This window comes from Pseudoalteromonas sp. T1lg10, from assembly GCF_002964545.1.
Lineage (GTDB): Bacteria > Pseudomonadota > Gammaproteobacteria > Enterobacterales > Alteromonadaceae > Pseudoalteromonas.
This window is the reverse complement of sequence record NZ_PQBV01000037.1, coordinates 35542-47398: the sequence shown is the minus strand read 5'-3', so window position 1 is coordinate 47398 and position 11857 is coordinate 35542. Positions and strand designations below refer to the sequence as shown.

Annotated in this window: 9 protein-coding genes; 7 read left to right on the top strand and 2 right to left on the bottom strand. The window is 50.8% G+C overall.

The window, feature by feature from the left end; translation table 11 throughout:
* The first annotated feature begins 50 nt into the window (after positions 1 to 50).
* From C2M17_RS08895 to prpF, 5 genes are all read left to right on the top strand, one after another.
* The gene (locus tag C2M17_RS08895) at positions 51 to 734 is read left to right on the top strand and encodes a GntR family transcriptional regulator (protein WP_233997951.1); all 684 of its coding nucleotides are present in this window, start codon (positions 51 to 53) and stop codon (positions 732 to 734) included.
* Positions 735 to 764: 30 nt separating this feature from the next.
* Positions 765 to 1643, top strand: coding sequence for a methylisocitrate lyase (gene prpB, locus C2M17_RS08890; RefSeq protein WP_105200460.1), 879 nt, complete (start codon positions 765 to 767; stop codon positions 1641 to 1643).
* Between the two features lie 35 nt (positions 1644 to 1678).
* Entirely contained in the window at positions 1679 to 2803 is a 1125-nt protein-coding gene (gene prpC / locus C2M17_RS08885; protein WP_105200459.1) for a bifunctional 2-methylcitrate synthase/citrate synthase, read from the top strand.
* A gap of 78 nt (positions 2804 to 2881) precedes the next feature.
* Complete coding sequence (gene acnD / locus C2M17_RS08880) at positions 2882 to 5473, top strand: Fe/S-dependent 2-methylisocitrate dehydratase AcnD (protein ID WP_105200842.1); 2592 nt, start codon at positions 2882 to 2884, stop codon at positions 5471 to 5473.
* A gap of 60 nt (positions 5474 to 5533) precedes the next feature.
* Positions 5534 to 6709, top strand: coding sequence for a 2-methylaconitate cis-trans isomerase PrpF (prpF, locus tag C2M17_RS08875; RefSeq protein ID WP_199776013.1), 1176 nt, complete (start codon positions 5534 to 5536; stop codon positions 6707 to 6709).
* A gap of 51 nt (positions 6710 to 6760) precedes the next feature.
* On the opposite strand, the gene C2M17_RS08870 is transcribed toward prpF, so the two are convergent.
* Positions 6761 to 7150: a hypothetical protein gene (locus C2M17_RS08870; protein ID WP_105200458.1), complete on the bottom strand. Its 390-nt coding sequence runs from the start codon at positions 7148 to 7150 to the stop codon at positions 6761 to 6763.
* A gap of 162 nt (positions 7151 to 7312) precedes the next feature.
* Between C2M17_RS08870 and C2M17_RS08865 the strand changes: the two genes are divergently transcribed.
* Positions 7313 to 8065, top strand: coding sequence for a Nif3-like dinuclear metal center hexameric protein (locus C2M17_RS08865; RefSeq protein WP_105200457.1), 753 nt, complete (start codon positions 7313 to 7315; stop codon positions 8063 to 8065).
* 257 nt (positions 8066 to 8322) lie between these two features.
* Here C2M17_RS08865 and C2M17_RS08860 read toward each other — a convergent pair whose 3' ends face one another.
* The gene (locus C2M17_RS08860; RefSeq protein WP_105200456.1) at positions 8323 to 9213 is read right to left on the bottom strand and encodes a LysR substrate-binding domain-containing protein; all 891 of its coding nucleotides are present in this window, start codon (positions 9211 to 9213) and stop codon (positions 8323 to 8325) included.
* Positions 9214 to 9514: 301 nt separating this feature from the next.
* Here C2M17_RS08860 and metE point away from each other — a divergent pair, with 301 nt between their 5' ends.
* Positions 9515 to 11788, top strand: coding sequence for a 5-methyltetrahydropteroyltriglutamate--homocysteine S-methyltransferase (gene metE, locus C2M17_RS08855; RefSeq protein ID WP_105200455.1), 2274 nt, complete (start codon positions 9515 to 9517; stop codon positions 11786 to 11788).
* Positions 11789 to 11857: the final 69 nt, after the last annotated feature.

Genomic DNA, 11857 nt, shown 5'->3' with positions numbered 1-11857 from the left:
GTAGGTGCCAAGATTGTCGACAATTTGAGAAAGGCGTGAGCAATCAATCCGTGACTAATGAATCAATAGAACCGCAAAAGCAGGTGACAACCGCAGTAGATCAAGTCTTTGTGGAGCTGCGCCGCGCCATCGTCGAGGGAGACGTGGCACAGGGGTCGAAAATTTCCGAGCCGGAATTGGCAAAACGCTATGGTGTATCGCGCGCAACCCTGCGTGATGCCCTGAATCGCTTAGAAGCCTGCAACCTGGTTGAGCGCAAAGCCAATGTCGGTTGTCGCGTGGTGGCCTTGACGCCGGAGCGCCTTATCGAGGTGTATCAGGTGCGTGCCGCCCTAGAAGGTTTGGCCTGTCGGCTTGCCGCGCAGAACATGAGCGACGAGGAAATTGCCAATATTAAAGCCTTGTTAAACAAGCATCTTAATGAGCAACGAGTGAAAGAAGGGGAGTCCTATTACCAAGAGGCCGGCGACCTGGATTTTCACTACCGCATCATTAAGGGTTCAAAAAACGAGCACCTATTTAATTTGCTAATTCACGATTTATATCAGCTTATTCGCATGTACCGAGTGCAAATGGGGATGACGGGCCCTCGAGTTTCCAAAGCATTTGACGAGCATTTGGCTATTATTAACGCCATTGAAAATCGTGATGGCGAATTGGCTGAGATGTTGATGAAGCGACATATCAGCTATTCAATGAATAACATAGAAAACAAATTTAACGCGGCGCAATAACCGCAACCGTTCACAGAGCAGGAGTTTACAATGTCCGCAGGAAAAAAATTTAGAGACGCATTAACAGCCAATCAGCCATTGCAGATTGTCGGCACTATCAATGCTTACTGTGCCATGATGGCTAAACAACTAGGCCATCAGGCTATTTATCTGTCCGGTGGTGGCGTGGCCAACGCCTCATACGGTCTGCCTGACTTAGGTATGACTTCATTGAACGATGTGATTGCCGATGTACAGCGTATTACCTCGGCCTGCGACTTACCGCTAATGGTGGATATCGACACGGGTTGGGGCGGTGCATTTAACATTGCCAAGACCATCCGCGATATGGAAAAAGCCGGTGCCGCTGCGGTGCACATCGAAGACCAGGTGGCGCAAAAGCGCTGTGGTCACCGTCCAAATAAAGAAATCGTTCCCGTTGAAGAAATGGTCGACCGTATTAAAGCGGCGGTAGATGCCCGTACCGACCCAGATTTCTTCATCATGGCTCGTACCGACTCATTTGCCCAAGAAGGCTTAGAAGCCGCTATTGCACGTGCCAAGGCTTATGTGGCCGCCGGTGCCGACGGTATCTTTGCCGAAGCGGTACAAACCGAAGAGCATTACCGCGCCTTTGCCGACGCCTTAGACGTGCCAATCCTTGCGAACATCACCGAGTTCGGTAAAACCGAATTGTGGAACTGCAAAGAGCTAGGCGAGTGGGGTGTGGACATGGTGCTTTACCCATTGTCGGCATTCCGTGCCATGAACAAGGCGGCAGAAAACGTATACAAATCGATTCTGGCTAACGGCGATCAAAAAGCCGTAATAGACACCATGCAAACTCGTATGGAGCTGTACGATTATCTTGGCTATCACGAATACGAACAAAAACTCGATGCCCTTTTTGCCGAAGGCAAGAATAAGTAACCGAGTTTCAACAGGAAAAATTCAGGAGAATTATTATGGTAGATAAAGCATTAGGTGGCGCGGGTCTGCGCGGTCAAGAAGCGGGTCAAACAGCCCTTTGTACGGTAGGTAAAACAGGTTCAGGCCTGACTTATTGTGGTTATGACATCAGCGAGCTGGCGGATAAAGTACAGTTCGAAGAAGTGGCCTTTTTACTTTCGCGCGGTGAGCTACCTACCGCGGGTGAATTGGTTGAATACAAAGCCAAGCTTAAATCACTGCGCGGCCTACCGGCGGCACTTAAAACAGTGCTAGAAGCCATTCCAAAAGATGCGCACCCAATGGATGTGATGCGTACCGGCTGTTCTATGCTGGGTAACCTGGAAATGGAAACCGATTTCGACCAGGCTAATGATGCCATCGATCGCATGGTTGCTATTTTCCCAAGCATCATCTGTTACTGGTACCGCTTTAGCCACGATGGCGTGCGCATTGACGTTGAAACCGATGACGATTCGGTGGGCGCTCACTTCCTACATCTGTTACACGACAAAGCGCCATCGCAGTTGTTTGCCGATGTGATGAATGTGTCTTTGATTCTCTATGCAGAGCACGAGTTTAACGCCTCAACCTTTACCGCCCGTGTATGTGCTTCAACCCTGTCTGACATTCATTCATGTGTAACCGGTGCTATCGGTTCACTGCGTGGTCCTTTACACGGTGGTGCTAACGAAGCGGCGATGGAACTGATTGAGCGTTTCAGCAATGCCGATAAAGCCGAGCAGGAGCTGATGGGTATGCTTGAGCGCAAAGAGAAGATCATGGGCTTCGGTCATGCGATTTACCGTGAAAGCGATCCGCGTAATGTGATCATCAAAAAATGGTCAGAGCGTTTGGCTCAAGAGGTAGGCGATGATGTGCTTTACCCTGTGTCTGTACGTTGTGAAGAAGTGATGTGGCGCGAGAAGAAGCTATTCTGTAATGCCGATTTCTTCCACGCTTCGGCCTATCACTTTATGGGCATTCCAACCAAATTGTTTACGCCTATCTTTGTAATGAGTCGCGTAACGGGCTGGACTGCACACGTGAAAGAGCAGCGTGCTAACAACCGTATTATCCGCCCAAGTGCGGGTTATATCGGCCCAGAAGCGCGCCCTGTACCTGAGCTAAGCGAGCGCTAAGCCACGGCTTAGCCAGCTTGCCTGTCGGTGCGGCACATTCGTTGGCGCACCACATCCATTCGCAATGTAGAGATGATTATGAATACCCAATACCGTAAGACGCTGCCGGGCTCAGAGCTGGTTTATTACGATACCCGAGCGGCCGTTGATGCAATCGAACCTGGCGCCTACGATGGCTTGCCTTATACCTCTAAAGTGCTTGCCGAAAACCTGGTTCGCCGTTGTAACCCAGACGATTTAACGCAAAGCCTAGAGCAGCTTATTTATCGTAAGCGCGAACATGATTTCCCTTGGTTCCCGGCCCGCGTGGTTTGCCACGATATCTTAGGTCAAACGGCGCTGGTGGATCTTGCCGGTCTGCGAGATGCCATTGCTGCCAAAGGCGGCGATCCGGCCAAGGTAAACCCCGTGGTACCAACTCAATTGATCGTTGACCACTCGTTGGCGGTCGAAGCACCGGGCTTTGACCCAGACGCGTTCGAAAAGAACCGTGCTATTGAAGACCGTCGTAACGAAGACAGATTCCACTTTATTAACTGGACCAAAACAGCGTTTAAAAACGTTGATGTGATCCCGCCGGGTAACGGCATCATGCACCAGATCAACCTGGAGAAGATGTCGCCGGTGATCCAGGTACGCGATGGCGTCGCCTTCCCGGATACCCTGGTAGGTACCGACAGTCATACCCCGCATGTTGATGCGCTGGGCGTAATCGCCGTGGGTGTAGGTGGTCTTGAAGCCGAAAGCGTGATGCTGGGTCGTGCCTCTTACATGCGCCTGCCGGACATTATTGGTGTTGAGTTGACGGGTAAGCCGCAGCCGGGCATTACCGCCACAGATATCGTACTGGCGCTGACCGAATTCCTGCGTAAAGAGCGTGTGGTTTCAAGTTACCTTGAATTCTTCGGTGAGGGTGCCTCGCATCTGACTCTGGGCGATCGTGCCACCATCTCGAATATGACACCGGAATACGGCGCCACGGCGGCCATGTTCTATATCGATGAGCAAACTATCGACTATTTGAAACTGACGGGCCGTGAAGACGAGCAGGTGAAGCTGGTTGAGCAATATGCCAAAGAAACTGGTTTGTGGGCCGATGCCATGACGGGTGCGAAATACGAGCGCGTATTAAGCTTTGATTTGTCCTCTGTGGGTCGTAATCTGGCCGGTCCATCAAACCCGCATGCCCGTTTGGCGACAGCGGACTTGCAAGCCCGTGGTATCGCCAAGCATGTTGAGCAAGAAGAGGGCCTGATGCCGGATGGCGCGGTCATTATCGCCGCTATCACCAGCTGTACCAATACCTCTAACCCGCGCAACGTGATTGCCGCAGCCTTGTTAGCCCGTAACGCCAACAAGTTTGGCTTAGTGCGCAAGCCTTGGGTTAAAACCTCACTGGCACCGGGTTCAAAAGCGGTAAAACTTTATTTAGAAGAAGCGAACCTTCTTCCTGAGCTGGAAGCCCTGGGCTTCGGCGTGGTGGGTTTTGCCTGTACCTCATGTAACGGCATGAGTGGCGCGTTAGACCCGAAAATCCAGCAAGAGGTGATCGAGCGCGACCTTTACGCGACGGCGGTACTTTCAGGTAACCGTAACTTTGATGGTCGTATCCACCCCTATGCTAAACAGGCCTTCCTGGCCTCACCGCCATTGGTGGTGGCGTATGCCATTGCCGGTACTATACGTTTCGATATCGAAAAAGATGCCCTGGGATATGATAAGCAAGGTCAGCCTATAACCTTGAAGGATCTATGGCCAAGCGACGAAGAAATCGATGCGGTTATTGCCAAAAGCGTGAAGCCAGAGCACTTCCGTCAGGTGTACGAACCCATGTTCGATTTAGACGTGGATTACGGTGAAAAGAACAATCCACTGTATGACTGGCGCGAAATGAGCACCTATATTCGTCGTCCACCTTATTGGGAAGGGGCGCTTGCGGCACCACGCACCATGAAAGACATGCGTCCACTGGCGGTGCTGGGTGACAACATCACCACCGACCACTTGTCACCATCGAATGCGATTCTGGCCAGCAGTGCGGCCGGTGAATACCTGGCGAAAATGGGTCTGCCTGAAGAAGACTTTAACTCGTACGCCACGCACCGTGGTGACCACCTAACGGCGCAACGTGCAACCTTCGCTAACCCTAAGCTGTTTAACGAAATGGTGCGCGATGAAAACGGTGAGGTGAAGCAAGGTTCACTGGCGCGTATTGAGCCAGAAGGCCAGGTTACTCGTATGTGGGAAGCCATTGAAACCTATATGGAGCGTAAGCAACCGCTATGTATCGTTGCCGGTGCCGACTATGGTCAGGGTTCAAGCCGTGACTGGGCAGCCAAAGGCGTTCGCCTAGCGGGTGTGGAAGTGATCATCGCCGAAGGTTTCGAGCGTATTCACCGTACCAACTTGATTGGCATGGGTGTGTTACCTCTGGAGTTTAAAGCGGGTGAAAACCGTAAGACCTTTAACCTTGATGGTAGCGAGACCTATACGGTGTTAGGCGAGCCAGCACCGGGTGCGGATATGCAAGTGCAGATCACCCGCGCCAATGGTGAACAGCTGACTATTACCACCAAATGTCGCCTTGATACCCAAGAGGAATTGTCCATCTACAGTGCAGGCGGTGTATTGCAACGCTTTGCGCAGGACTTCCTTGAAGGCTCAGTATAAATTGCAGAAGGTGAGAGCCCATTTTTAGAGGTGGGCTCTCACCTTTTTTTGAGGTTAATAATGACACAACAGCTAAAAATACCGGCAACCTATATGCGCGGAGGCACCAGTAAAGGGGTGTTCTTTGCACTGCATGACTTGCCTGCACAAGCGCAGCAGCCGGGCGCCTATCGTGATGCCTTGCTTTTGCGGGTCATCGGCAGCCCGGATCCCTACGGCAAACATACCGATGGCATGGGTGGGGCGACATCCAGTACCAGTAAAACGGTGATCTTATCGAAAAGCGATAAGGCGGGTCATGATGTTGACTACCTGTTTGGCCAGGTTGCTATTGATAAGCCGTTTATCGATTGGAGCGGTAACTGTGGCAACCTAACCGCTGCGGTGGGTGCCTTTGCCATTAATAATGGCTTGGTGGATGCGTCACGCATTTGTGAAAATGGCATCACCGAAGTGCGGATCTGGCAGGCCAATATTCACAAAACCATTGTCGCTCATGTGCCTATGTGTGATGGCTTGGTGCAAGAGCTTGGTGACTTTGAACTCGATGGTGTGACCTTTCCCGCCGCTGAGGTGAAGGTCGACTTCTTATCGCCTGTCGGTGATGGTGCAGTACTGCCAACGGGTAACCTGGTCGATACCTTAGTGGTGCCGGGCGAGGGCGAGCTACAGGCAAGTTTTATCAATGCCGGTATCCCTACTATTTTCGTGAATGCCAGCGAGCTGGGTTACAGCGGGGCAGAGCTGCAGGACGATATCAATAATGATGAGCAGGCCTTAGCACGCTTTGAGCGTATTCGTGCTTACGGTGCGGTGCAAATGGGGCTGATCAGTGATATTGAAGAGGCGAAAACGCGCCAGCATACGCCGAAAATCGCCATGGTGGCACCGGCAAGCAGCTATGTGGCATCCAGCGGCAAGCGCATTGATGCGGCAGATATAGATGTACAGGTTCGCGCCTTGTCCATGGGTAAGCTGCACCATGCCATGATGGGCACCGCCGCCGTTGCCATCGCTACCGCGGCCGCCATTGAAGGCACCTTGGTGAACCTGGCTGCAGGTGGTGTAGCACGCCAGTCGCTGACCTTTGGCCACCCTTCGGGCACGCTGCAAGTGGGTGCAGCGGTAAATATGCTTGATGGTCAGGCTGATGTGCACAGTGTCAGCATGAGCCGCAGTGCCCGCCGCTTAATGGAAGGCTGGGTGCGTGTACCAGAGCCTGAATTAGGCGAGTAGACATAAAAAAAGCCGCTTCAAGCGGCTTTTTTTATTAAAGCAGAAGGTGAATTAGACAACGCCACGCGGTAGGCGACAGTCGTGCTCTTTCTCTGCAAGCTCTTTAATCCAAAATTCTTCGGCAGTGAAACCATCTTTGTTTTCACTAACGACAGTAAAGGCAGCCTTTTTCTCAGTTGCTTTTGCCGCAGGAGCCGCTTTTTTGGTTGTTGTTTTTTTGCTTGCTTTGGCAGGAGCCTTTTCTTCTACTTTAGCGACTGTTTCTGTTTTACCAGAAGTAAGCTCTTCAGTAAGTTCAGCTACCTCAGCAAGGCGCATGTTTTTGCCGCCATCAATGCTGTACCAGCCAGGCTTGGTGGTGATTTCTGGCTTTTTGCCATTCGCCGCTTCATACGCAGCTTCAAAAGCAGCTAACACTTCTGTTTTGTCTAGTTTACTCATCAAAAGATCCTAGTCGTTAACGCAGGTTAATTTTATTACAAGTATATATTTATACCCATTTGTCCTGGGATTTTCAATTTTTTGTGGCGAAATTGCTAATTTCCTTTATTTTTTCCGCCAATGACGGGAAAATTTAGGCCTAAATTAGGTCATGAGGTGATTATGAAACGCAACGAGCTACTCGCTATTTTGAATGCCAAGCTGGCACCGGAGCAAATCAAAGACTTTTGTCCCAATGGTCTGCAGGTTGAAGGCACCGAGCATATTAAAAAAATCGTCACCGGAGTGACCGCCAGTCAGGCCCTGGTCGATAAGGCCATAGAGCTGCAAGCCGATGCCCTGGTTGTGCACCATGGCTACTTTTGGAAGGGTGAGTCGCAAGTGATCAGTGGCATGAAAAAGCGCCGCCTAAAAGCGCTGCTGGCGGCGGATATTAACCTGTTCGCCTACCACTTACCCTTGGATGTGCACCCCGAGCTAGGTAATAACGCCCAGCTTGCTAAGCTACTGGGCATCGAGATCCTGGGCGGCATGGAGCCGGGACCAGTTAGCGTGCCGGTGTGGGGTAAGGTCAACGAGCCTGTCAGTGGCGATGAATTTGCCAAGCGCATTGAATCCGTGCTCGGGCGCACGCCGCTGAGCTCTGTGGTGCGCTCTGAGGTGATTGAAACCATAGGTCTGTGTACCGGTGGTGGTCAGGGTTATATCGACTTGGCGGCGGCGCAAGGTTTGGATGCCTACCTGACCGGCGAGGCCTCAGAGCAAACCATACATAGTTCCACCGAGCAGGGCATAGATTTCTTTGCCGCCGGGCACCACGCCACCGAGCGCTATGGTGCTAAGGCCTTGGGGGAATTTTTAGCGGATGAGTTTGGTTTGGATGTAACCTTTATCGACATCGACAATCCGGTATAAAGATTATACCAATTCACTTAAATAGCTAATCACCCTAGCGGGCTAAATATCGTGCTAACTGTGTTGAAATTTTTCTATGTACGCCTACACGGATGTAGGCGGTAGAGCGGCGCAGGAGCCAAAGCCGAGAATAACTACATAAAAAAAATTCCGCCTTGTTATCACATCATTTATCCAGCGCTATATCTGATCACATACTTAACAGAATTGGTATTAAAAGGAGCCAGGGGCTCCTTTTTTATTGTCGCTGCAACAAATTATTTGCGGCTGTTATTTTGCTTACAGGTATTAAGGAAGTGGCGGTAAACCGGGTTATCCTTCATTTCTTTTTTCATCGCCAAATACATGGGGCGGTTCAATCCCAGGGCGCCTAAAGGAATTGACTTGATCAAGCCCTGAGCCTCATAGGGCGTCACCAGCCAATCCGGCAGGGCGGCCACGCCCATGCCTGCACTGACCAATTGGAAAATCAACAAGCCCTGATCCACGGTTTTTAAGGTGCCATCGAAACGGGCATTTTGAATAAAGTGTTTGAATATATCCTGTCGTTCCCGCGGAATAGGGTAGGAGATGATGGTCTCATCTTTTAAATCTAAGGCGGTCACATAAGCTTTATTGGCCAAGGGGTGGTCCGGCGCCACGATAAGCTTGAGTTTAAAATCAAACAGGTGGGCAAATTCCAAGCGATCCGGCTCACGAATGTCCGAGGTCAGAACCAGATCTAAATCCCCATCAAGCAGCTCGGGAATGGCGTCATAACTAAACCCGCGCTCATAATCTACATGGATATCCGGCCAGAAATTATTGAATTCTTTAATGGTCGGCAGCAACCAGTGAAAACAGGCGTGGCATTCCACACTTAGGCGCAGTTGCGAAATAGGCTGATTTAAACTTTCTTTCAGGCGGCATTTGGTGGCTTCGACCTTAGGTAACACATCCTGCGCCAGTTCTAATAGCAGCATGCCTTGAGGGGTAAAGCGCACCGGATGGGTTTTACGCTCAAACAGCTGACAATCCAGCTTGTTTTCCAAGTCTTTGATTTGATGAGATAAAGCTGACTGGGTTAGAAATAATTCACGGGCGGTATTCACTAAAGAACCGGTTTCTTTCAAGGTGGCTATGGTTTTAAGGTGTTTAATTTCAATCATCTTTAGTAAATCTCATAAAAGCCAGTCACATATCTCATAATGATTGCGACTAAACCGAGCTGGATAAATGTATAAAAGTCTAGACGGCTAAAAAATTATCACTTTTATACTCAGTTGGCTATTAAAAGATAAAATTCATTGTGAAAAATGTCTATTTTCTCTGTTTTTAAATTTATTCAGCGGTGAGTTAACGCGCTGATATGAATTTAATTCATTAGCAATGTGAGTAAGCTTCGTTTGTGTCCCCAAGATCTGAGAGGTAATGTTTAGCCATCTAAACAGCTAAACGGATATTTACATCATGGCACGTATACATAACTTAGGTTTTCCCCGTATCGGCAAACGCCGCGAATTGAAATTTGCTATCGAGGCCTACTGGGCTGGCGATATTACTCAGGAAGAGCTGCGCCAGCGCGGTGCGCAAATCCGCCAAGAAAATTGGGCAATGCAAAGCGAGGCGGGCATAGAGCTTGTGCCGGTGGGCGACTTTGCCTGGTACGATCAGGTGTTATCTACCTCTATGCTGGTAGGAGCCATTCCGGCGCGCCATCAAAGCGACAGCAGCAATGCACTGGACACCCTGTTCCGTATCGGCCGTGGTCGTGCACCAACGGGCTGCGCCTGTGCCGCCAGTGAGATGACCAAATGGTTTAATACCAACTACCACTATATTGTGCCCGAGCTAAGTGCCGAGCAGCAGTTTGCGCTGAGCTTTAACGAACTTTTTGAGCAGGTAGAAGAAGCGCAGAATTTAGGGCATAAGGTCAAGCCCGTGCTGGTTGGCCCGGTTACCTATTTGTACCTGGCTAAATGCGCCGGGGAAGAGTTCGATAAGCTCACCTTGTTGGAGCGCCTATTGCCAGTGTATCAACAGGTGCTGGCCAAGTTGGCGGCACAAGGGGTGGAGTGGGTGCAAATCGATGAGCCAATTTTGGCCTTGGAGCTGGATACCCACTACCGCAGCGCTTTAACTAAAAGCTTCGCCGCCTTGGCAAATCAGGGCGTGAAGCTGCTGCTGGCGACTTATTTTGATGAGGTGAGCGCCTACTTAAAAGATATCAGTGAGTATGCCATCGATGGCGCGCATTTCGACTTGGTGGCTACACCGCAAAACATTGAAGCGCTGGACAAAGCCCTTGGCGAGCAGCGGGTGTTGTCTCTTGGGGTGATCAACGGCCGTAATATTTGGCGCGCCGATCTCAGTGCCATCTATGAGCAGGTGCAAGATATTGCCGCCCAGCGTGGTGATTCATTGTGGCTGGCGCCATCTTGCTCTTTATTGCATACCCCGGTGGACTTGGAACAAGAGCAACTGCTGGACGGTGAATTGAAAAGCTGGTTGGCCTTTGCCAAGCAAAAAGGCGAAGAGCTTAATTTGCTGAAAGTGGCTCTGGAGCGCTGCAACACGCAAGATATCGACACTTATAGTGCACCGGTGAAAAACCGCCGTACTTCAAGCAGGGTAAACAACGCGCAAGTGCAGCAGCGTGTGGCAAAATTAAGTGCCGAGCAAGGTCAACGTCACAGCGAGTTTGCGCTGCGTGCTGAAAAACAGAAGGCGGCCCTGCAATTGCCACTGTTGCCGACTACTACTATTGGCTCCTTCCCGCAGACATCGGATATTCGTAAGGCCCGTCGCGACTTTAAGGCTGGGGAGTTAAGTGCCCAGGCTTATGAGCAGCAGATGCAGGAGCAAATTCAATATGCGGTGCGCGAGCAAGAGGCACTGGATATAGATGTATTGGTGCATGGTGAGGCGGAGCGTAACGACATGGTCGAATACTTCGGTGAATTGCTCGATGGTTTTGCCTTTAGCCAGTTCGGTTGGGTACAAAGTTATGGCACCCGCTGTGTGAAGCCGCCTTTGATCTGGGGTGATGTGTCTCGCGCCGCGCCTATGACATTACAATGGACCCAGTATGCGCAGTCGCTCACCGACAAGCATATGAAGGGCATGCTCACGGGTCCTGTGACTATTTTGTTCTGGTCTTTTGTGCGCGATGATCTGGATAAGCCGACCATAGCTAAGCAAATTGCCCTGGCGCTGCGCGACGAGGTGGTGGATCTGCAGGATGCGGGCATTAAGGTGATTCAAATCGATGAACCGGCGTTTCGCGAGGGTATGCCACTTAAAGCCAGCCAGTGGCAAAGTTACCTTGATTGGGCGGCCTATGCCTTCCGAGTGTCGGCCAGCGGCGTTGATGACAGCACGCAAATTCACACTCATATGTGTTACAGCGAGTTCAACGACATTATTGGCGCCATTGCCGCCATGGATGCGGATGTGATCACCATAGAGACATCGCGCTCGAACATGGAGCTGCTCGATGCCTTTGAACACTTCGATTACCCCAATGATATTGGCCCTGGGGTGTATGATATCCATACCCCGAATGTGCCTGAGGTCAAATGGATCAAGGACTTGATCCACAAGGCGGCGGCGAAAGTTCCGGTTGAGCGCCTGTGGGTGAACCCGGATTGCGGCTTGAAAACCCGAGCCTGGCCGGAAACCCGTGAGGCCCTGCAAAACATGGTGATTGCCACCAAGGAGCTGCGCCAGGAATTAAGCGCCTAGCAAAAAGAGTCATAAAAGAGCGGACGTTATAAATGTCCGCTCTTTTTTAAGCCTTTCTCACCCTTTACT

What these genes read in the sequence shown, in the direction of transcription:
- acnD (WP_105200842.1), top strand. Translation starts at nt 2,882, where the DNA reads ATGAATACCCAATACCGTAAGACGCTGCCGGGCTCAGAGCTGGTTTAT.
- C2M17_RS08870 (WP_105200458.1), bottom strand. Translation starts at nt 7,150, where the DNA reads ATGAGTAAACTAGACAAAACAGAAGTGTTAGCTGCTTTTGAAGCTGCG.
- prpC (WP_105200459.1), top strand. Translation starts at nt 1,679, where the DNA reads ATGGTAGATAAAGCATTAGGTGGCGCGGGTCTGCGCGGTCAAGAAGCG.
- prpF (WP_199776013.1), top strand. Translation starts at nt 5,534, where the DNA reads ATGACACAACAGCTAAAAATACCGGCAACCTATATGCGCGGAGGCACC.
- metE (WP_105200455.1), top strand. Translation starts at nt 9,515, where the DNA reads ATGGCACGTATACATAACTTAGGTTTTCCCCGTATCGGCAAACGCCGC.
- C2M17_RS08860 (WP_105200456.1), bottom strand. Translation starts at nt 9,213, where the DNA reads ATGATTGAAATTAAACACCTTAAAACCATAGCCACCTTGAAAGAAACC.
- C2M17_RS08865 (WP_105200457.1), top strand. Translation starts at nt 7,313, where the DNA reads ATGAAACGCAACGAGCTACTCGCTATTTTGAATGCCAAGCTGGCACCG.
- prpB (WP_105200460.1), top strand. Translation starts at nt 765, where the DNA reads ATGTCCGCAGGAAAAAAATTTAGAGACGCATTAACAGCCAATCAGCCA.